Origin of the sequence: Hymenobacter sp. BT188 (assembly GCF_014333585.1) — a bacterium.
Lineage (GTDB): Bacteria > Bacteroidota > Bacteroidia > Cytophagales > Hymenobacteraceae > Hymenobacter.
Genome location: NZ_JACSCW010000001.1, coordinates 593858 through 613696 on the forward strand (window position 1 = coordinate 593858; position 19839 = coordinate 613696).

16 protein-coding genes are annotated in these 19839 nt (G+C 56.7%); 8 read left to right on the forward strand and 8 right to left on the reverse strand.

Annotation, left to right across the window (positions count from 1 at the left end):
• Positions 1-52: 52 nt before the first annotated feature.
• Complete coding sequence (locus tag H8B13_RS02335) at positions 53-232, forward strand: hypothetical protein (RefSeq protein WP_187309209.1); 180 nt, start codon at positions 53-55, stop codon at positions 230-232.
• A gap of 141 nt (positions 233-373) precedes the next feature.
• Here H8B13_RS02335 and H8B13_RS02340 read toward each other — a convergent pair whose 3' ends face one another.
• Together H8B13_RS02340 and H8B13_RS02345 are read right to left on the reverse strand one after the other, a co-directional pair.
• Entirely contained in the window at positions 374-877 is a 504-nt protein-coding gene (locus H8B13_RS02340) for a hypothetical protein (RefSeq protein WP_187309210.1), read from the reverse strand.
• A 133-nt stretch (positions 878-1010) separates the two neighbouring features.
• Positions 1011-2423, reverse strand: a complete 1413-nt coding sequence (locus H8B13_RS02345) for a DEAD/DEAH box helicase (RefSeq protein WP_187309211.1) — start codon at positions 2421-2423, stop codon at positions 1011-1013.
• 216 nt (positions 2424-2639) lie between these two features.
• On the opposite strand from H8B13_RS02345, the gene H8B13_RS02350 reads away from it, so the two are divergent.
• Positions 2640-3164 (forward strand): NUDIX domain-containing protein, encoded by a 525-nt coding sequence (locus H8B13_RS02350; protein WP_187309212.1) that lies wholly within the window; start codon positions 2640-2642, stop codon positions 3162-3164.
• Positions 3165-3283: 119 nt separating this feature from the next.
• Here H8B13_RS02350 and H8B13_RS02355 read toward each other — a convergent pair whose 3' ends face one another.
• Entirely contained in the window at positions 3284-3868 is a 585-nt protein-coding gene (locus H8B13_RS02355) for a hypothetical protein (RefSeq protein WP_187309213.1), read from the reverse strand.
• 191 nt (positions 3869-4059) lie between these two features.
• Here H8B13_RS02355 and H8B13_RS02360 point away from each other — a divergent pair, with 191 nt between their 5' ends.
• The 4 genes from H8B13_RS02360 (at position 4060) to H8B13_RS02375 (ending at position 9315) form a co-directional block, all read left to right on the forward strand.
• Positions 4060-4278 carry a hypothetical protein gene (locus H8B13_RS02360; protein WP_187309214.1) on the forward strand — a complete coding sequence of 73 codons (219 nt, stop codon included), beginning with the start codon at positions 4060-4062 and terminating at the stop codon, positions 4276-4278.
• Positions 4278-5150, forward strand: coding sequence for a UDP-2,3-diacylglucosamine diphosphatase (locus tag H8B13_RS02365; protein WP_187309215.1), 873 nt, complete (start codon positions 4278-4280; stop codon positions 5148-5150). The genes H8B13_RS02360 and H8B13_RS02365 overlap by 1 nt, the downstream gene beginning before the upstream one ends.
• Before the next feature lie 115 nt (positions 5151-5265).
• Positions 5266-6264, forward strand: a complete 999-nt coding sequence (locus H8B13_RS02370; protein ID WP_187309216.1) for a glycosyltransferase family protein — start codon at positions 5266-5268, stop codon at positions 6262-6264.
• 234 nt (positions 6265-6498) lie between these two features.
• Positions 6499-9315, forward strand: coding sequence for a PAS domain-containing protein (locus H8B13_RS02375; RefSeq protein ID WP_187309217.1), 2817 nt, complete (start codon positions 6499-6501; stop codon positions 9313-9315).
• Between the two features lie 20 nt (positions 9316-9335).
• Here the strand turns inward: H8B13_RS02375 and H8B13_RS02380 are convergent, their stop codons facing one another.
• The gene (locus tag H8B13_RS02380) at positions 9336-9926 is read right to left on the reverse strand and encodes a hypothetical protein (RefSeq protein ID WP_187309218.1); all 591 of its coding nucleotides are present in this window, start codon (positions 9924-9926) and stop codon (positions 9336-9338) included.
• A gap of 407 nt (positions 9927-10333) precedes the next feature.
• Here H8B13_RS02380 and H8B13_RS02385 point away from each other — a divergent pair, with 407 nt between their 5' ends.
• Positions 10334-11740 carry a GH1 family beta-glucosidase gene (locus H8B13_RS02385; RefSeq protein ID WP_187309219.1) on the forward strand — a complete coding sequence of 469 codons (1407 nt, stop codon included), beginning with the start codon at positions 10334-10336 and terminating at the stop codon, positions 11738-11740.
• Between the two features lie 106 nt (positions 11741-11846).
• Here H8B13_RS02385 and H8B13_RS02390 read toward each other — a convergent pair whose 3' ends face one another.
• Together H8B13_RS02390 and H8B13_RS02395 are read right to left on the reverse strand one after the other, a co-directional pair.
• Positions 11847-13793: a cytochrome-c peroxidase gene (locus H8B13_RS02390; RefSeq protein WP_187309220.1), complete on the reverse strand. Its 1947-nt coding sequence runs from the start codon at positions 13791-13793 to the stop codon at positions 11847-11849.
• 98 nt (positions 13794-13891) lie between these two features.
• Positions 13892-15388, reverse strand: coding sequence for a hypothetical protein (locus H8B13_RS02395; RefSeq protein WP_187309221.1), 1497 nt, complete (start codon positions 15386-15388; stop codon positions 13892-13894).
• A gap of 231 nt (positions 15389-15619) precedes the next feature.
• On the opposite strand from H8B13_RS02395, the gene H8B13_RS02400 reads away from it, so the two are divergent.
• Positions 15620-17134: a 3' terminal RNA ribose 2'-O-methyltransferase Hen1 gene (locus H8B13_RS02400; protein ID WP_187309222.1), complete on the forward strand. Its 1515-nt coding sequence runs from the start codon at positions 15620-15622 to the stop codon at positions 17132-17134.
• An 18-nt stretch (positions 17135-17152) separates the two neighbouring features.
• On the opposite strand, the gene H8B13_RS02405 is transcribed toward H8B13_RS02400, so the two are convergent.
• Both H8B13_RS02405 and H8B13_RS02410 read right to left on the reverse strand, forming a co-directional pair.
• On the reverse strand, positions 17153-17722 hold the full coding sequence (locus tag H8B13_RS02405) for a hypothetical protein (protein WP_187309223.1): 570 nt from the start codon (positions 17720-17722) through the stop codon (positions 17153-17155).
• 44 nt (positions 17723-17766) lie between these two features.
• Positions 17767-19680, reverse strand: coding sequence for a glycoside hydrolase family 97 protein (locus H8B13_RS02410; RefSeq protein ID WP_261990195.1), 1914 nt, complete (start codon positions 19678-19680; stop codon positions 17767-17769).
• Between the last annotated feature and the right edge of the window lie 159 nt (positions 19681-19839).

Sequence of the window (19839 nt, forward strand, 5' to 3'; positions counted from 1 at the left end):
TTCGTTTAGCACAGCAGTTGGGAGTTTTGATAGGGGTGCTTACCTTTGGCGTATGAAAAAATTCCGTCTGCTTCTGCTGTTTGCTTCCTGCGCCTCACTCCTCATGACTACTTCTTGCTCAGTGCCCCCGAACGCTGAAGAAGATCCTAACGCCGATGCGGCTTACAAGCGGGCGCACCGCACGGAGATGTACCGCAAAGCTCAGAGCAGCGAACCTTCCATTCAACAATAATCGACAAGTCAGGCGGGTCGCTAGTCCCTCCTGACTTGTCGTAGCAGATAAACTCAGGATAATGCAGAAGCCCCACCCGACGTAAGTCAGGTGGGGCTTCTGCATTGCTAGAAAGTTGGCCTTTGGGAGTTAGCCCTTGTATTAGTTGACCAACACCGCTGCCAGTTGCTCGGTGTTTGCAACCGGAGCGGGCTGGGGGGCAAAATCGGGGAGGCTGATATTGGCGAGTAAAGAATTCTCCAGTAAGTCGGCCCAGGTGCGTAAGTAGAGTACTACGTCGTCGCGCTGGTTGTGGCGGAGAGCATTGCGACGCTCAAAGGGAATTGCCGCCCGAATGGTAGGATCGGCGAGGCGTTCGAGGTGCGTCAGGTCTTGGCGGGAGAAGCCTAAAGCCAGCATTTCGTCAATAGTTTGATCGATGGGCAGGCCGCTGGTGGGGCAATAGTCAATTAGTTGGCGCTCCCAGTCGCCGTAGCGCTGCATGGCGCGGGCGTGAATCTCGGCTTTGGTGAGGCGCGTAACGGTTTGGGCAAGGTGGCCGCAGTTGCAACTGCCCATATGGCCCCATTGGTAGGGAGCCTGAGTAGCGAGGCGCTGAGCCGTGTCGCGTAGGGCCTGAATAACGGGAAGGGTGCTCTTAGCCATAAATGGATGGATCGGGTTGAGACAAGTACTGAACGACTTCCAGGTATATAAGGCTAAAGAACACTGTTTTGTTTCACAAAAAAGCGGGGCCGACTATTCGTTGGCCCCGCTTCTGGTTTAGCATTTTGAGTGACTAGCGGCCACTACCGCCGCTGCCGTAACGACGACGATTTTGCCCCCCAGTGCCGCCACCGCTGCTCGTGCGCTCGCCACCGGCGGGCCGGGGAGAAGAAGAGCGTGGGCCAGCGGCCGGGCGGCCCTGGCCACCGCGGCTCGCTGACTCAGCGCCAGCGCGGGCTGGGCGTCCACCGCCGCCACCATCGCGGCCGGGTCGGGCTGGGCGACCCGCTGGACCTTTCGGACGCTGAATTGATTCGCGGCCGTTCAGCAGCACCGGCGCAATAGCCGTGGACCGGTAAGGGTGCGTGGCTACATCAATTTGGCGGCGAATCAGCTTCTGAATATCCTGGAGGTATGCGCGCTCCTCGTCTTCGCAGAAGGAAAGGGCAATACCATTGGCTCCGGCGCGGCCCGTGCGACCAATGCGGTGCACGTAAGTTTCGGGCTCGTTCGGAATTTCGTAGTTGATGACGTGCGTCAGCTCGTCCACGTCGATGCCGCGGGCGGCGATGTCGGTGGCGACCAGCACGCGAATGCTGCCGGCCTTGAAGTTCGACAAAGCGCGCTGACGGTGGTTTTGCGACTTGTTGCCGTGGATAGCTTCAGCGGCAATGTCAGCCTTTACCAACGTCTTTACTACTTTATCGGCGCCGTGCTTGGTGCGCGTAAACACGAGCACCCGGCGGATATTCTTGTCGGCGAGCAAATGCTCCAGTAAGTCCGCTTTGTCGTGCTTATCGACCATGTACACGGCTTGCGAAACCGTATCGGCCGTGCTTGACACGGGCGTAACGGCCACTTTTACCGGATTGGGCTTCAGAATCGTGCTGGCCAGTTCCTGAATAGGACCGGGCATCGTAGCCGAGAAGAACAGCGTTTGGCGAGCGGTGGGCAGCTTGGGCAGCACACGCTTGATATCGTTGATAAAGCCCATGTCCAGCATGCGGTCGGCTTCATCAAGCACGAATACTTCCACGTGGCGCAAATCCACGAAGCCTTGGTTCATCAGATCAAGCAGACGACCGGGCGTGGCGATGAGTACTTCTACACCGCGGCGCAGTGCATTGGTTTGGGGCAATTGGCCCACGCCCCCGAAAATAACGGTGTGGCGCAGGGGCAAGTGGCGACCGTAAGCCGCGAAGCTTTCGCCAATTTGGATGGCCAACTCGCGGGTAGGAGTGAGCACCAGGCAGCGGATTCGCGAGTGCGACACATGCGCTACTTTGGCCGTTTGGGTTAGAATTTGAAGAATTGGAACAGTGAAGGCAGCGGTTTTGCCGGTGCCCGTTTGGGCAACGCCCAGCAAATCGTGGCCTTCTAGCACCTGCGGAATGGCTTGCTGCTGAATAGGGGTGGGCGTGGTGTAGCCTTCCTCGTGCAGGGCACGGAGGATAGGATCAATCAGATTGAGTTCGTCGAATGACATTGAAAAAGATAAAAGGAGCCACCCCTAACGAATACGGTAGGCGGCAGCCGACAAAAACGCGGCTTAAAGACCGGTCGAAAAAGAGAAAAAAGCCCCCCGGCAGTGCCGGGAGCGTAAGCGGATTGCGGCGGTTGAACGTATAACCAGAGCCAAGCGCCGCGCCTGGCTCAGTTATTTCCGATAAAATCCAACGTTTACACGCCAAGCTTACGACCTATGAACATAAAGGACCGGAAAATCCTCTACGAAGGCTTTTACAAACTTAGTGAACTCACGGTGCAGGATGGCTCCGAGGAATACCAGCGCATCCGGTTCGAGCCCGGTGAGGCCGTAGCGGCCTTGGTACTGGATACCACTCGCCAACGTTATCTACTGGTCCGTCAGTTCCGTGTAGGTGCCGAGGCCGACGTATTAGAGCTGCCCGCTGGCATGCTCGACAAAGAAGGGGAGAGCCCGGAAGAGGCGCTGCGTCGTGAGATCAAAGAAGAATTAGGGTACAAAGTTGATCATTTAGAACAAATAATTCAGATGTACCCTTCGCCGGGGGCCAATTCGGAGCGCATTACCATCTATTACGCCGAGGTAAGTCAACAAATCGCCCCCGGCGGCGGTGAGGCCAGCGAGGGCGAAAAGTTGGCAGCCGAAGAATTTACTTGGGATGAATTGACAGCCGAGCCCCTCGAAGATGCCAAAACGATAATAGCCGTGCAGTGGGCCCAGCTACGGAAGGCAAAAGAATAAAAGCGTCTATATAGAACGTCATGCAGAGGCAGAGCCGAAGCATCTTGCGTGCTGACGTTGCCAAGCTAATCAACGAAGCGAGCGAGATGCTTCGGCTCTGCCTCTGCATGACGTTCTAATTAGCCCTGCGGATCTACCACGTACTCGAAGTTTTGCTGGAGCTTGGAATCCGTGATGATGACAGTGAGGGGCTGGGGCGTTTCGGTTTTAACAAATGGAATAGTCCGCTCGCTCTTGTAGAGGTCACGATTCCAGAAGCGACCGTTGCCAGCGGCAGGGGTTTTGTTAAATACTTCTTCCCCTGCTTTATTCTTGGCCGTGATGCTGAGCAGGCTCGGGTCAGCATTCTGGGCACCGCGCCGATACATGGTTACTACCAAGTTGCCGCCGGCGGGCAGGCTGTTGAAACGGCGCTGATAGGTCGTATCGGCCCAGTTGTTCATTTTGCGCAAGGCGTTTATTTCGGTGAGTAGCTCCTCATAGGGGCGGTAGGCTAGGCGCGTAGCAGTGCCGTTGGCTTCCGAATCTTCGCCAGTATTCTTGGTTACGTTCGAGATATAAGCGCAGTCTTTATCCTTTTGTGGAATCATGTAGCGCTGCTTGCGCTCTTCCTTCTCCTTATCTTTATCCTTGGACTTTTGGCTTTTTTGGGCCGTAGCAGCGAAAGATGATAAGAGGCAGCAGAGGAGTAAAATTTTTTTCATGGAGATTGATAAGAAAGGAAAATGAGGCTGCGCTGTAGCGCGATAAAAGTAGGAGTGGAGTGCTGCCCTAAGCTGAAGATTGGCGGCATACTCGCGCCACAGCAAAAAGCGTGACAAACCCATAATACTTGCGTAACGCTGGCGTCATAGACCGCCCCGATCTTTGCGGCGGGTAAACCTGCTTTGGCCATATGCACGCTCCTATAATACTGCCGCTGCTGCACCTTTCGGGTTGGTCATTGGCTTACGCAACTTGCCAGCTGGCACTGCTTGTAGCCATCGGGCTGCGCGCCGTCGCTGGGGGGCATTTCTCGTTTAGCTTCGGTGGGCGCACGGCGGTCAAAGCCTCTTTTTTGCCCCCCAGCGGCCGATGCTCTCTGTTTTCAACTCAACATTATCGTGCTGCCTAATGGGAAAGAAAAAGAAAGCCCTCAAAGGTCGCCGCGTGGCCGTAGCCATTATTTCCGATGTGCATCTGGGTACGTATGGTTGCCACGCCGAGGAGTTATTGCGCTACCTCAAGAGTATTCGGCCTAAAGTGCTGGTGCTCAACGGCGATATCGTTGATATCTGGCAATTCAGCAAAAGCTATTGGCCGGCTTCGCATATGCGCGTGGTGCGCCACTTGGCTGGCCTAGCTGCCAAGGGCACACCGATTCATTACCTCACCGGCAACCACGACGAGTTGCTGCGCAAATTCACCGGCACTCGCTTGGGTGCTCTGAGTATTGCCAACAAACTAGTGCTCGACTTGCCCGGCGACGGCAAAGCCTGGATGTTCCACGGCGACGTATTCGATGTTACCATGCAGCATTCGAAGTGGCTGGCCAAGTTGGGTGCCCAGGGCTACGACGCTTTGATTCTGCTCAATCGACTTGTAAATTTCGTATTGCAGAAAATGGGAAGGCCTCGGGTGGCTTTATCCAAAGCTGTGAAAGACAGAGTGAAAGGCGCCGTGAGCCTAATAAGCAACTTTGAGCAAACCGCCGCCGGCATTGCTGCCGACGAAGGCTACCGCTACGTGGCCTGCGGGCACATTCATTATCCCGAAATCAAAACCATTGCTACGGAGAAAGGGGCGGTGACCTACTTAAACTCCGGCGATTGGGTCGAAAACCTAACTGCCCTCGAGTACAGCGCCGATACCGGCTGGCAACTCTATCGCTATGCCGACGACCCGCTAATGCAAGAGCCCGCCGAGCTGGAAACAGAAAGTGAACTTGATGAGGCGTTTGGCGCTCTGGAAACCGCGCTATTCGAAGAAATTAGGAGTGGGAAGTAGACCCTAAGCTGCTTTTTAACTGCCCGCTTTATACATAACCCGAATAAATGTCGAAATAGCACGGAGCCTGCTACCTCAACAGTTACTCCGCTATCTCACGTTTAATCTCTTTCCCTTGCCTCGTATTCTTTATGCCATTCAAGGCACCGGCAACGGCCACCTAAGCCGGGCCCGCGATATTATTCCGCTGCTCCAGGAGCGCGCTTCCCACCTCGATGTGCTCGTGAGCGGCCCGCCCGCCGACCTGGCCTTGCCCTTTCCAGTGCAGTATCAGTTTCACGGCATGGGGTTCGTATTTGGGAAAAGCGGTGGTATCAGCTTTACCAAAACATTTGGACAAGTAAATGCTCCCGCTTTTGTGCGCGAGATGCGGCAGCTGCCGGTAGAGCAGTACGATCTGGTTATCAACGATTTTGAGCCGGTGTCGGCGTGGGCGTGCCGGTTGCGCCACGTGCCCTGTATTGCTTTGAGTCATCAGAGTGCAGTACTTACCAAAAATGCCCCCCGGCCCAAGCGCCCCGATGTGGTTGGCCGCATGGTGCTACGCCACTACGCCCCCGCCACGGCTCACTATGGCTTTCACTTTGAGCGCTACGATGAAGGCACGTACACGCCCGTTATTCGGGGGCAGGTGCGTGCTCTTACTCCCACCAATGAGGAGCACTACACGGTGTATCTGCCGGCCTACGATGAGGCAACGCTGGTAGCGCGCCTACGCTACCTCAGCCGTACCACCCGCTGGGAGGTGTTCAGCAAGCACAGCCAAAAGGAGGCTGAGCATGGTAATGTGCGTGTACGCCCCGTGAGCGGCGCGGCCTTCACCGATAGCCTTGCCCGTAGCGCCGGTGTGCTGTGCGGGGCCGGTTTCGAGACGCCCGCCGAGGCACTCTTTCTAGGCAAGAAGCTGGCCGTGGTGCCCATGAAAAATCAGTATGAGCAGGCGTGCAATGCCGCCGCGCTGGCTAAAATGGGCGTGCCCGTAGTGAAAGGACTCAAGGACAAGCACCTCGATGGCCTCGACCAATGGCTGCAGTTTGGCAAACCCATTCCCGTAAACTATCCCGACGAAACTGCCGCTGTGCTGGATAAGCTGCTGCGCGAACACTTAAAATAAGCGCTGGGGGGCTTTTTAAGGAGGCTGGTGTCATACTACTGCTTATCTAACTTCCTGATTATCGTAGCTGTATAAGTTGATAGGATTAAAAAAGTGATCAGAACTTCGCACTATGCTGAGAAGTCTGAGCACTTTTTTGGTTTATGCTCCTCACAGCGCTGTTATCTTAGCTCTCCAGTTTGCTCTATTCGTGCAGGCCCCCATGTCCATCGCCTTTGTTTCCTCTGCCACGTAATGCTCCATTCTGACACTGTCCCAAGCTCCCTTTTGCCAGGTCTGCATGACCTGCAGCCGCTGGATGAGTTGCTACGAGGCGTGCTTGATGTATCGCTTACTGGGCTGATTATTTATCGTCCGGTATACGATTCGGATGGCAGCAGCGTCGTCGATTTTGCTTTTGCGTACGTGAACCCTGCCGCTCAGCGCATGCTAAGCCTGCCTGAGCAGCCCGCCCTGACGCACTTGCAGCAGTGGCCGCGGAGTCAGGCTTATGGCACGTTCGCCTTCCACCTCAACGCGTTCGAATCCGGGGAGCCTGTACAGCATGATGTGCAGTATCAGGCCGATGGCTACCAAAACTACTACCGCTTGGCCGCCCGCCGCGCCGGCCAGAGCCTGCTGGTAAGCCTTACCGATACGCCCGACCAACCCCGCACTCTCATAGAAGTAGCTGAAGCCCAGGCTGATGTTCAACGACAAGGCCAGCAGTTGCAGCGGCTGTTTATGGAAGCGCCCGCCGCCATCTGCATTCTCTCGGGGCCTGACTTTGTATTTGAGCTGGTAAACCCCGGCTACCAGCGCCTATTGCCGGGGCGACAGTTGCTGGGGTTGCCCTTTGTGGAGGCGGTGCCCGAGTTGGCCAACCATTCGTCGGTGGAGGTGTTCCGTCAAATTTATCAGACAGGAGTAACCCACGAAGAGCTTGGCATCCTCGTTCCCGTTGCTAGGCCCGATGGGGTGATGGAGGACCGTTATTTCAATTACATTCAGCAGGCCCGCCGCAATGAGCGCGGGCAGATTGACGGCGTACTCGTGTTTGCCTTTGAGGTAACTGAGCAGTTTCGGGCCCGTCAGCAGGCCGAAGCACTCCAAGCCGAGCTGCGGGCGGCCGCCGAACGCCGGGAACAGGCCAGCAAAACCATCTACCAGGTATTTGAGCACACCCCAGCGGCCATCTGCATTCAGCGCGGGCCTGAGCATCGCTACGAGTATATCAACGCCGCCTATCAGGCTTTCTTCCCCGACCGCCAGCTGCTGGGCCTCTCCGTAGCCCAAGCACTCCCCGAAACTGTGGAGGCGGGCGTTGTGGACTTGCTGGATAACGTTTACCAGACCGGAGAAACCTACTTCGGTAGGGAGTTGCCCTTGCTGATAGCCCAGCCCGATGGCCGTCCGCCCAAGCAGATGTACTTCACTTTCACCTACCAGGCGTACCGCGAAAACGGCGAGATTGTGGGCATCTCCACCTTCGCCTACAATGTGGCCGACCAAGTACTGGCCCGCCAGCGGCGCGAGGCCCAGCAGCGGCAGCTGGATCAGCTATTCATGCAAGCCCCTACGCCCATCGTCATCCTCGACGGGCCCGAGATGGTGTATCAGTTGGTTAACCCTGCTTACCAGCAAATTTTTCCCGGCCGCGACCTGCTCGACAAGCCTCTGCTGGAAGCCTTGCCCGAGCTGGCCGATACGCTTATTCCTGACACACTGAAACAAGTGTACCAAACAGGGAAAACCTATGTGGCGCACGAGCTGCCCCTGCTGCTGGCGCGTTACAAAGATGCTCCGATGGAGGAAATCTACTGGAACTTCACCTTTCAGGCCCGCCATAACGGGCCGGGGGGCATTGATGGAGTATTCGTATTCGCTCAGGACGTCACGGCGCAGGTGCGGGCCCGCCGCATGGTGGAAGAGAGGGAAGAGTCCTTTCGCCTGATGGCCGACAACGCACCGGCTATGCTCTGGGTGACTGATCCCGAAGGATATTGCACTTACCTCAACCAGCCCTGGTATACCTTCACCGGCCAAACTACCGCCGAGGCCCTGGGTATGGGCTGGGTAGGAGCCATCCATCCCGACGATGCCGCCGCCGCGGGCACTGCCTTTATAGAAGCCAACGCACAGCGAGCGCCGTATCATAAGCTCTTCCGGCTAAAGCGCCACGACGGTGTGTACCGCTGGGTAACTGACAGCGGGCTACCACGCTTTAGTGAAGCCGGGGAGTTTGAGGGCATGGTGGGCACGGTCATCGATGTGCACGAGCAGAAGCTGGCCGAGCTAGCCCTGCAACGCCTGACCAAAAAGCTGCGCACTTCCCGCGACGAGGCTCACGCTCTGAACACAGAGCTGCGAACCGCCAACGACCAGCTCACCCGCACCAACGTAGATCTGGATAACTTTATTTATACCGCTTCCCACGATCTGAAAGCACCAATTACCAACATCGAGGGCCTAGTGCATGTGTTAGCAGGAGAATTGCCCGCAAATGCTCGTTCTGGCGAAGTAGACTACATTCTGGAGCTGATGCAAAGCGCCGTGGACCGTTTCAAATCCACCATCAACCACCTGACAGATGTATCGAAGCTGCAAAAGGAGCACGGGCAGGCCATAAGTCAGGTGATGCTGGCGGAGGTAGTGGAAGATGTGCGCCTGGATCTGGCTCCTTTGCTTCAGGAAGCCGATGCTCAGCTGAAAGTGGATGTGCTGCGCTGTCCGGTAGTTGCTTTTTCGGAGAAGAATCTGCGCTCCGTCGTCTATAACCTGCTCAGCAATGCCCTCAAATACCGTCATCCCGACCGCCCGGCGCAGGTAAGTCTGCACTGCCACGCCGAGGAGACTTACGTGGTGATGAAAGTACAGGACAACGGCCTGGGTATTGATCTGTCGCGGGAGCGCCAGCTGTTTCAAATGTTTCAGCGCTTCCACACGCACGTGGAAGGCTCGGGCGTGGGCTTGTATATGGTCAAGAAGATGGTGGAGAATGCGGGGGGCAAAATTGAGGTAGAAAGCGAAGTAGGCGTGGGTTCTACCTTCACCGTGTACTTCCGGCGCTAAGGCCAACTTGTTGTCTGGCTTTAAAAGCGGGTTTTGGTCGTGAAGCCTTTGCCGTTCGTGATGGATACCTGCTTGAAACCTAGCTCGGTCAGCTCGCTGCGCACCTGCTCAAGCACGAAATCCTTGTTGTCTTCATTGAAAGCGGGCGAGGAAAGGGTAATATTCTCGGCCTGAGCACCCGAGACGCGGGCCCGCACGTTCAGTTCATCCGAAATAGCGTCTTCGGGCAATTCCTGGGCATAATATTTCTTGAACTCGTCGGGTAGCTGGTCGGCGTGGGCGCGGCGCGCGGCTATGGCTATTCGGTTTTCGGCGGCTCGCTGTCTGGCGGCCGCTAGCTCCGCTGGGGAAGGCTGGGGAGGAGCGGGGGGCAAAACCGGCTCCTCGGTGGCCTCCTTTTCGACAGTGACCTCCGACTCAGCGGCGTTAGCGCCGGTGCTTTGGGCCAGCATGGCAGCGGCCACCGAATCCTGCATTCTGGCCCGCCGAGCCACTGCTGCCGCCGATTCGGGCCGGCGGGCGCTTACTGCCCGGCTGGTTAGCTGAGGGGTGCGGACAGGAGTGGACCGCTGGAGGCGACCAATGAAAAATGCCGCAACAAATGCGAGCATACTAAGCCCTAGGATTCCTAAAAGGACATTTTTACTCATAGCCGGGAAGTTAAATGGCGAATAAACAGCCAATTTTACTTTTTATGTCCACTAGTAAGGCTCAACCCAAATCTGCGACTTTAACTCATGGAAGGTAAGCGAGTGCGCCGCTTTTGTACTAACCGACGAGCGTTTTTGTGGCTGCAAACCTTGCTGACAGAAGCATTCTGTAACCCATGCGCTATCAATTAAATCAATTTAGGACGTACAGAAAACCTGTGATAACGCTGAAAGTTGCTTTTCAACGAAAGCCGCATATTGATCTTCTTGCCCCGCTTATCCGTATGCGTAGCCAAAAATAAGCAGATCAGAATAGTCACTTCTCCTGGTTAGAGCGGCGGTGCCTGCTGTCCTTAGTTATTGTCTGAATGCCTGATTCTATTGCTGCCTTGCCCGCCGCTTTCTTTCCCGAAAATGCCCCCCAGACCTATTCCCGAGGCGATTTTGGTCCTGATTTCCGGTGGGGCGTGGCGGCCGCGGCCTATCAGACCGAGGGCGCATGGGATGCCGATGGCAAGGGGCCCAGCATTTGGGACGAATTCGTACAGCGCCCCAAAAAAATTAAGAGCAACGCCCACGCCCGGATAGCCACCGATTTCTACCACCGCTGGCCATCTGATCTGGATTTGATGCGGCAGCTGAATATTCCCAATTTTCGCTTCTCGGTAGCCTGGTCGCGGGTGTTGCCTAGCGGCACAGGTACGCTGAATAGCAAAGGGTTAGATTTTTACGACCGGCTGGTAGATGGCTGTTTGGAGCGCGGCATTACGCCCTGGCCCACGCTCTACCACTGGGATTTGCCCGCCGCCCTCCAGCAGCGTGGTGGCTGGACCAACCGCAGCATCGTGGGCTGGTTTGCCGACTACGCTCAGCACGTGGCCGCCCGTTTCGGCGACCGTGTGCAGCACTGGATGGTGCTGAATGAGCCGATGGTGTTTACGGGTGCCGGTCACATGATCGGTATTCACGCACCCGGCCACCGGGGGCTGGGGAGCTTTTTGTCGAGCACTCACCACGCTGCTTTGGCTCAGGCCGAAGGTGGCCGGGCCCTGCGCGCCACACTCCCCGCCACCGCCCAGATTGGCACCACGTTTTCCTGCTCGCACCTTACGCCCTGGCGACCCGACCTGCTGCGCGACCAGCGCGCTACGGCTCGCGCCAATGCCATTCTCAACCGTCTTTTTGTAGAGCCAGCGCTAGGAATGGGCTATCCGGTGGCCGAAGCGCCTGTGCTCAGCTGGCTCAGTCGCTACATGAAATCCGGCGACGAGCAGCACTTGCCCTTCGCTTTCGACTTCTGGGGCATCCAGAACTACACCCGCGAAGTGGTGCGTCATTCGCCCTATATACCGCTGGTGTGGGCCAAGCTGGTAGGCGCGGCCGAGCGCGGCGTGCCCCACACCACGATGGGCTGGGAGGTGTATCCCGAAAGCATTTACCACATGCTCAAGCAGTTCAACAACTACAAAAATGCCCCCCGCTTGCTCATTACCGAAAACGGCGCCGCCTTCCCCGACGAGCTCATCGACGGCCGCGTGCCCGACGCGGACCGGCAAGCATTTCTGCGCGCCTGCATAGCCCAGGTGCTGCGCGCCCAGCGCGAGGGCGTACCGGTAGATGGCTATTTCGCCTGGTCGTTCACCGATAACTTCGAGTGGGCCGAGGGCTACCATCAACGCTTCGGCCTGGTCCGCGTGGACTACGACAACCAGCAGCGCACCGTGAAGGATTCCGGGCATTGGTATGCGGGGCTGCTGGGGGGTGATGTGGTGTAGATATGAGTGAATTTACTAGATGTATTCCTCTAGCCCGTCATGCTTCACTGCGTTCTGCATGACTGCTTGTTGGTCTATTAGTTTTATTCTGCAAACGCCCATAACCCTAGTATTTGCCCCCCACAACTCGCTTATTGAGATGAGCCAGGCCCGCCGGAAACCTCGGGAGACTATGGGGAGCTTTTTGGGTGTTGGAGGTATCGGTGAGGGAGTGTAGGAAGGCTAGCAGGTCGCTTTTTTCAGCTTTAGAGAGGTTAAGCTTATCGGATGGCAAGGTTTGGTTGGGGACGTTGAGGCCCAGACCTGCGCCGCCGCCCTGGTTATAGAATTCAATTACTTCTTCCAAGGTCTGGTAGGCGCCGTTGTGCATGTAGGGCGCGGTGAGGGCGATGTTGCGCAGGGTGGGCGTTTTGAAGGCGTGTCGCTGCCACTCAATACCTTGCAGACGGAACTTGCCCGGATCGGGGTCGATGGTTTTAGGGTGAAGGCTGGCTTGGGCAGGCACACCCAGAATCTCGGTTTCGGTGCGGTCGAAGGTAGGGGCTACGTTGCCATTAAAGAGGGGCATGAAGTGACAAGTGCCGCATTTTCCCTTCCCCATATACACGTTGAAGCCGCGCTGGGCCGCCGCATCTAGCACAGCCGTTTCGCCCCGCACGTAGCGGTCGAAGGGCGAGTTGAGGCGCACTAGGGAGCGAACGTAGCTGGCTAGGGCCTGCTGCACCTGGTTTTCGGTAATGGTAGCCTCGGTGGCGTCCATTGTTTCGAAAGCGCGAGCAAACGCGGCCCGATAGGCTGGGCTTTGGCGCAAGAGTGTGGCGGCGCGGGCCAGGGAGCCGTGCATTTCGGTGGGGTTGGCCAGCACGTCGGCGGCCTGGTCTTCGAGGTAATTTAGGCGGCCATCGTGGTACTGAGTGCGTTGCAAAGCTGCATTCAGCAGGGTAGGAGCGTTGCGGCTGACCGTTCCCTTACCGGCAAAGGCAACGCTGCGGGCCCGATTTTCGGCAAAGCCGCGGGTGGGCTGGTGGCAGGAAGCACAGCTCCGCCCCCCGTTGCCCGACAGCACCGGATCAAAAAACAACTGCTGACCCAACGCTACCTGCGCCGGCGTAGTGCGCGCATCGCTCTGGGGGGCAAAATAATCGGCGTTGAAAGCAGCCGAGTCAAACAATGTGGCGGCACTGGCTCGCAAGGCCCGCGCCTCCGTGAATTCTGGAATACCTAGTGCCAGCTGGGCCTGCCGCAGCTGCTGGGACAGAGGATTAGCGTATTTGGTCAAAAAGGTGAGCTGGTCGAAATCGGCGGCAGGTGAGCATTTTAAATGATTAATGCTGGTGGTCAACGTTTTGTCAAGGCGCTCAGCCAGAGCCGCATCGCGGGTGCGCAAGGTAGGCGTGTAAGCGGCTAGAGCGGCGCGCAGGGCCTGTAAGCTGGCTACAGCCTCAGGCACAGCATCTCCGGGGGAGGCAGGCGTATCGAAGCCCGGCAGCCCTAGCGTCACGACGCGGAACACGCCCAGGCGCAGGGCATCGAACACGTGCCGGTCGGTGAGCACCAGAATATCGGCTGAGTTGCGCAGGCCGCGTAGGGAGCTGCGCGTGAGGGCCAACTGATTGAGCAGGTCGGCGTGTTGATCGGGGGCATAGGCTTCGGGGTAGAAATAGGTTTCGATTACCTGCAAGCCCTCGGGCATAATCTGGCGCTGCTCCTGGTCGTAGTCAGCTACTTCAATAATGGCTGGACCATTGAGCAGCTTCGCTAAGGAAGCCTGGTAATATTCAGCCAAAAATTCCACCTGCTTATAGCGTTGCCGGGCCAGCCTAAATGCTCGCCGCTGGGCTGCCACCGGGACCTTAGTAGCCACACTTTTTTGCAGCTGCACCAGGGCCGAATCGAGCAAGATCAGGTTCTGGTGGTAGGTAGCCAGCACCTGATCAGTGGGGCGGGCTGCGGCCTTTTGAGCTACGCTAGCCTCGGGTCGTTGGCAGGCCGTAGGGCCAAGTAAAGCTAGAATGAATAAACCCGCTGCAATCCATAATAAAAACTTTACCATCTGATTTTCAATAAATAAACAAATGAGTAAACACCTGTTTTACACACATGAGAAAGCCTCGCCTTGGTCGGACGAGGCTTTCTGCATGCGTTATTTGGTTAGCGGGGCAGGCCGCTGATGACGACCAGCTGACTGGCTTGGCTGTTGCCGTTGTTCGGTTTGGCGCCACCGTCGCGGTACTTCTGGCCGGTCCAGCTGTGGGGCTGAATGCACACCACAAACGTGTTCGGAATACCTAAGTCATCGGATACGTCGAGCATAGCGCCGTACTCCCAGCTACCTTTGCGGGCGGCACCGCTACCTACATTATACTTGGCGGCGTCGGCCTCGGTGCGGCGGTGGTCCAGCTCCAATACTTTCTTCAGCCCGCCCCCATTGATGGCGTACTGGTAGATGTAGGCATCGTGGGTTTCGGGGCCGTAGCCGTTGGAGTCTTCCTGCACATACACGTAGTTTTCGGTTACGCAGATGTTGTCGGGATTCTGAAACTCGCCGGCGATGCCCTTGCGGTCGTCGCCATCCAGAATTACTTCCAGCGTGCCTTTCAGTGGGTTTTTCTCATCTAATACAAGGCGGTACACCCGGCCCCATACCGTCCGTGAGTTATCGGCGTTGGCGCCAGAAGCGGCCTGGCCGGTCACGTTGAAGTAGATTTCTCGGCCGTTGGCGCGGTTGCCCTGACCGTTGTTCTCGTGGCCCTTGCGGTAGTCTATATCCTCTACGCGGCCAAACTTAATGGCTTTCAGCGGGTCAACCTGGGCCTGCATCTGGTTGCCAGTCAGGTTCTTGTGGTCCGGAATCAGGGCAAATTCGATGTCATACTTCTGGCCCACTTTGATGTCGGTTTCTTTCTGGTTGAGGTCGGAGCGGCGTAGCATGTACTGCTGACCACCGTCGAGGTCGCCCACTACGTTGCTCAGGTAGAGCGCCAATTGCCCCCCAGTGGCGTCGGAAGCGTCTTCACCGGTCAGCACCACCGTTTTGCCGGGGTAGGCCGACTTAGGCAGAGGTACCGCATTTTCGGCGCTCCAGTAGCCCAGGCCCCGAATACCTTTGGCCATGCCTTGCGTGTTATTAGGCGCAAATGGATCAATCAGATGGGTTTGGGCATTTACATCGCTTTCGCCAGCGCTTAGAAACGCAGGGCCGAAACCGTGCTCCTTAGGAGTTACGAGCGTGGCTGAGCACAAGCGCCACCGGCCGCCGTCGGAGTTGAGGACATATTCGCCGCTTACGGGCTTGAAGTTGTTATCGAACTGCACCCGCGAGATGGACAGGTTGTCCTCGTGGTTGACGAGCATGGTGAAGCCGTTGCCGTCGGGGTTGCGTAGTAGGCCCGCGCCGTCGGCCGAGCCGCCGAACATAAACTCGGGCGAGGCGGGCAGCACGTCGTCGGAGCTGATGAGGGAATAGATTTTGAGGTTGTCGAAGCCTGACAAGGGTTTGATGAGGGCCGGCGTTACCGAATGGTTTTCCAGCTTCACGGCCTTGTTAACCGGAATGCTCGGCTGGTTGCCTTTGTCGGTTTCGCAGCTGGTCAGCGCGGCACCCAGAGCTAAGGCAGAAAGGCGTGTCGAGAGGGTAATGTTATTCATAAACAAATAGTTAGGTAGGGGAAGAGGTTGCGTACTAAGAATGCCCAAAAGTATTGGGGGCATATTACCGTCGTGTAAAGAGCCAGTTATCAAGCTGTGACGGCGAGGTTATGAAATTGCGACCCGCAGGGAGGCTGGGGGGCTTTTTTGGGCGAAGTGCAGGCCGCTGGGGTGCGGGCCTCCCGAACCCGACTATCTTGGGGGGCTTTTTTGCCGGTTTAGCTTCTCCTTATGCTACTCACCATTACCACGACCCACCAGCCCGCCACCGATTTGGGCTACCTGCTGCACAAGAATCCGGCGCGCCTGCAGTCGGTGGACATTGCCTACGGGCAGGCCCACATCTTTTATCCCGAGGCTACTGCGGAGCGCTGCACGGCCGCTCTGTTGCTCGACATCGACCCCGTGGCGCTGGTGCGCAACCACCGCGGTCCGGCCGGCGAAGGCTTTGCCCTGGAGCAATACGTGAACGACCGGCCCTACGCGGCCTCATCCTTTATGAGCACGGCGTTGGTCAAAGCCTTCAGCACGGCTATGAATGGCACCTGCAAAGACCGCCCCGACCTGCCCGACACGCTCTTGCCCCTCGAAGCCACCGTAGCCGCCCTGCCCGCCGCCCACGCCAGCCAGCTCCAACGCCTTTTTGCCCCTTTGGGCTACGAAATCGAAACCGAAGCCTACCCGCTCGACCCCACCGTGCCGGCCTGGGGCGACAGCCGCTACTTCACGCTCCGGCTGCTCCACCCGGCCCTGCGTCTGCGCGATTTGCTCAGTCACCTCTACGTACTCATTTCCGTCCTCGACAACGACAAGCACTACTACATCGGGCAGGCCGAGGCCGACAAACTCCTGCACCGCGGCGGCGACTGGTTGCCCCAACACCCCGACCGGGAGTTTATCACGCGCCGTTACCTGCGCAATCTGCGCCAGTACGTGGATCCAGCGTTGGAGCGGTTACTAGCCGGGGAGGAAGCTGACCTGACGACGGCCTCACCCCCTAGCCCCCTCTCCCAAGGAGAGGAGGAACTAGATGCTAATATTTCTAGCTCTAGTCAATCTAATTTAGAATTAACTCTAAAAGCTAGTTCCCCCTCTCCTTGGGAGAGGGGGCTAGGGGGTGAGGCCCCCGTTGAACAAGCCGAAAAGCAAAGCCTCCACGACCTGCGCCTCGACCGCGTAGCCGAAGAAATCCGCCGCCTCGGGGCCAAGCGCGTACTCGATTTGGGCTGCGGTGAGGGCAAACTGGTGCGTCGGCTGCTCAAAATTCCGCACATCGAGCACATTCTGGGCATGGACGTGTCGCACCGCGAGCTGCAACGCGCCCACGAGCGCCTACACATCGTGGAAATGCCCCCCAGGCAGCGCGAACGGCTCACCCTGGTGCAAGGCTCCCTGCTCTACCACGACCCGCGCCTCAGCGGCTACGACGCGGCGGCCGTCGTCGAAGTTATTGAGCACCTCGACGAAAACCGGCTGGCGGCTTTTGAGCAGGTGGTATTCGCCCGCGCCCGCCCCGGCGCCGTACTCGTCACCACGCCCAATGCCGACTACAATCAGCGCTACGAAACGCTATCCGCCGGGGAGTTCCGCCACCAGGACCACCGCTTCGAATGGACGCGGTCGCAGTTTGCGGCTTGGGCAGCGGGAGTTGCAGAGCGCTACGGCTACCGCGTGCGCGTGGAAGCGCTGGGGCCAGAGGCGGGAGAAGTAGGGGCGCCTTCGCAGTTGGCGGTGTTTGAGCGGTAAATAATTTTTTACATGGATTTATGATGTTCCGTTAACTTGTAGATCAGACAGCTTATTCTTAGTAAGGTTAACATTGATTTCCCAATAATAACTGCCACCATCAAATACTGTTGAATAATCAGAATCGTATTTAAGTCTTGTATCTAGTGAGCCTCTTATATTGTCAACCAGAGTATATTCATTCCAATGAAAATTGATATGTATTATCTTGTCTCCCTTTTTATTAAAGAATCCTACATACTGTCTAAAATATTTATTTAAATTTTTATGAATTATCTGATTGTCATCTGATTGATTCATGCGACTCCTATTTGCGAACTGTAATTTTCTTGATAAGATATATTCTGCCTCTTGTAACTCCTCTAATGTTGGTGTAAATCTTTTTAAAGAATCAATATCTGATACATGTAATAAAGTAAACGGATATTTATCAGTGAAAATAGTTCCTCTGAAATTGTTGCTCTTTACGCCTAATAGTGTAGTCTTACTAGTAGCAAAAACTTCTATTGGTATTTTGTGATTAATTAATCCTGGTTTACAAGATGAAAATAAAAACAGTATGACGAGGGTTAAATGCTCGATTCTCATTATATAAATTTTTACTATTGAGTCGACTGCACAACAAGCTGCTCTCAATTCAACTCAATCACAAATCCGCCGCGCGCCTTTACCGGCAGTGTGAGCGACGTGCCCGTGAAGCTTCGGGTGCTGAAGTCGCGGTTGGTGGTGCCGTCGGTGATGAGGGTGCCGCCTTTGGTTGCGCCCAGCTTGGATAGGTCGAGGGTGATGGTGCGGTCGGTGGGAGTGCCATTGATGCCGGCCACGTACCATTTGTTGTTGGCTTTGCGGGCCACCACGGCGTACTCACCGGGGAAACCGTCCAGAAACTTCACGTCGTCCCAGCTGGGGGGCAAATTCCGCATAAAGTTCACCACGTAGGGCGGCTGCTTTTGCATACCCTCCGGCACTTCCACGTAGTGCTGAATGCCCGATTGAAACAGCACCGAAAGCGCTAGTTCGAAGCCGTTGGTGGTGAGGCGGTTAACCTTTGGAATTTCGGAGAAGCAGACGGGCGTAAAATCCATGGGCCCCACGGCGTTGCGGGTGAAGGGCAGCATCGCGCAGTGCGTAGACTGGTCATCGGCATCGGCCTGGGCAAAGGTCAGAAACTCGAAGCCGCGCACCGCTTCCATAGTCATCAGGTGGGGGTAGGTGCGCGTCCAGCCGCGGGGGATGGTGGTGCCGTGAAAATTGACCAGCAGCTTGGCCTGGGCCGCATCGTCTAATAGGTCTTGGTAGTAGTTCATCATCGACTGCCCGTCGCCGCCGAAGAAGTCGATTTTCACTCCTTTGATACCCATTTGTTGCAAGCGGGCAAACTCCTTCTTGCGCGATGCTGGCTCGAAAAGCACGTTTATGGGCGTCTGGGGGGCTTTATTCCAGTTGCCGTTGGAGTTGTACCACACCAGCAGGTCCACGTTTTTGGTGCGGGCGTAGGTGGCCAGCTCCGTCATTTTATCGTACCCGATTTGCTTGTCCCACAGGGCATCAATCAGGCAGTAGCGCCACTTCATGTCGGCCGCGTAGTCTACGAAACGCTTCTGCACGTCATACACGGTGGCCTCGTCCTTGAGCAAAGCCCAGCTCCAGGAGGCCTTGCCCGGCTTAATAAAGGCCATATCCTTGAGTTTGGCCGGCGCACTCACGTCGGTCGTCAGCGTCGATTCTACGATGGTGCCCAGCGTGGGGCCCACCACCAGCACGCGCCACGGCGTGCTCCACGGCAGCGTCGATTCGGGCGCGGTACTCGCAGTGGGAGTAGTGCCTTCGCGCTCCTGGGCAAAGGCGATGCTGTACTCGCCATCGGGCGAAAGGTGGGCCAAGTGGGTGCCGCCATAATTGCGCTCCATGCCGGCCTCGGTTAGCAGCACCCAGTTGCCAGCCGCCTGAAACAGCGCCGGAAACGACCAGCCCTGACCTAAGCTCGATGGCGTGCCTACAGCTATGGCCATCTTGTATTTCTCCTCGTACGACGGCTGCGTATTCGACCAGCCCGTTTGGGCAACCGCGTGCGGGTGCAGCCAGCCCTTGGCCGCCGTGGGCAGCTTGAAAGTGGTTTTTTCGGCTAGAATTCTCTGTTTCTCCTTGGATTTGCCCCCCAGCACATAGCGAAATGCCACCCCATCGTTCGATACCTGAAACACGATGCTGATCCGGCGCCCATTGCTGCCCGAAAACGCGATTTCGCGCCGATTGGCCTGGTAGCGGCAAGTCGAGCGTTTGTCGTTGGTAAGGGTGTAGCTGTCGGTAACAGGTGCCGTTTTACCAGCGCTGGCTAGCTTGAGTCCTTTGCTTAAATCCGCGTCGGCTAGTTTTAGGCCCAGGCTTGAGGGCCGTAGCAACTCTGTCTCTTTGTAAGCTACCGAGTAAACCGGAACGCCCTGATTGCCAAGGCTTACCGACACCCGCACCGCCCCATCGGGGCTGGCAATGCTTATAGGTTCTGGCTGGCCTGCCCAAGCCAGCATAGTTGTAAGAAGCAACATCAATGTAAATGAGCCTTTTAACATGGGTAGGATAGAGGAGAAAAATGGGAATGACAGCAGCTAACTTAAGCTACCAAACATACGCCGCATTTCACTGCTATTTCCAACTCTCGGGCTGGAGCGTAGAGTATCTAAGCAACGACTCGTGCTAGCCCAACA

Excerpts from the sequence above, each read along its gene's own strand:
- H8B13_RS02365 (WP_187309215.1), top strand. The coding sequence starts at position 4,278 with ATGGGAAAGAAAAAGAAAGCCCTCAAAGGTCGCCGCGTGGCCGTAGCC.
- H8B13_RS02340 (WP_187309210.1), bottom strand. The coding sequence starts at position 877 with ATGGCTAAGAGCACCCTTCCCGTTATTCAGGCCCTACGCGACACGGCT.
- H8B13_RS02375 (WP_187309217.1), top strand. The coding sequence starts at position 6,499 with ATGCTCCATTCTGACACTGTCCCAAGCTCCCTTTTGCCAGGTCTGCAT.
- H8B13_RS02350 (WP_187309212.1), top strand. The coding sequence starts at position 2,640 with ATGAACATAAAGGACCGGAAAATCCTCTACGAAGGCTTTTACAAACTT.
- H8B13_RS02395 (WP_187309221.1), bottom strand. The coding sequence starts at position 15,388 with ATGAATAACATTACCCTCTCGACACGCCTTTCTGCCTTAGCTCTGGGT.
- H8B13_RS02380 (WP_187309218.1), bottom strand. The coding sequence starts at position 9,926 with ATGCTCGCATTTGTTGCGGCATTTTTCATTGGTCGCCTCCAGCGGTCC.
- H8B13_RS02360 (WP_187309214.1), top strand. The coding sequence starts at position 4,060 with ATGCACGCTCCTATAATACTGCCGCTGCTGCACCTTTCGGGTTGGTCA.
- H8B13_RS02355 (WP_187309213.1), bottom strand. The coding sequence starts at position 3,868 with ATGAAAAAAATTTTACTCCTCTGCTGCCTCTTATCATCTTTCGCTGCT.
- H8B13_RS02405 (WP_187309223.1), bottom strand. The coding sequence starts at position 17,722 with ATGAGAATCGAGCATTTAACCCTCGTCATACTGTTTTTATTTTCATCT.
- H8B13_RS02390 (WP_187309220.1), bottom strand. The coding sequence starts at position 13,793 with ATGGTAAAGTTTTTATTATGGATTGCAGCGGGTTTATTCATTCTAGCT.
- H8B13_RS02345 (WP_187309211.1), bottom strand. The coding sequence starts at position 2,423 with ATGTCATTCGACGAACTCAATCTGATTGATCCTATCCTCCGTGCCCTG.
- H8B13_RS02335 (WP_187309209.1), top strand. The coding sequence starts at position 53 with ATGAAAAAATTCCGTCTGCTTCTGCTGTTTGCTTCCTGCGCCTCACTC.
- H8B13_RS02400 (WP_187309222.1), top strand. The coding sequence starts at position 15,620 with ATGCTACTCACCATTACCACGACCCACCAGCCCGCCACCGATTTGGGC.
- H8B13_RS02410 (WP_261990195.1), bottom strand. The coding sequence starts at position 19,680 with ATGTTGCTTCTTACAACTATGCTGGCTTGGGCAGGCCAGCCAGAACCT.
- H8B13_RS02385 (WP_187309219.1), top strand. The coding sequence starts at position 10,334 with ATGCCTGATTCTATTGCTGCCTTGCCCGCCGCTTTCTTTCCCGAAAAT.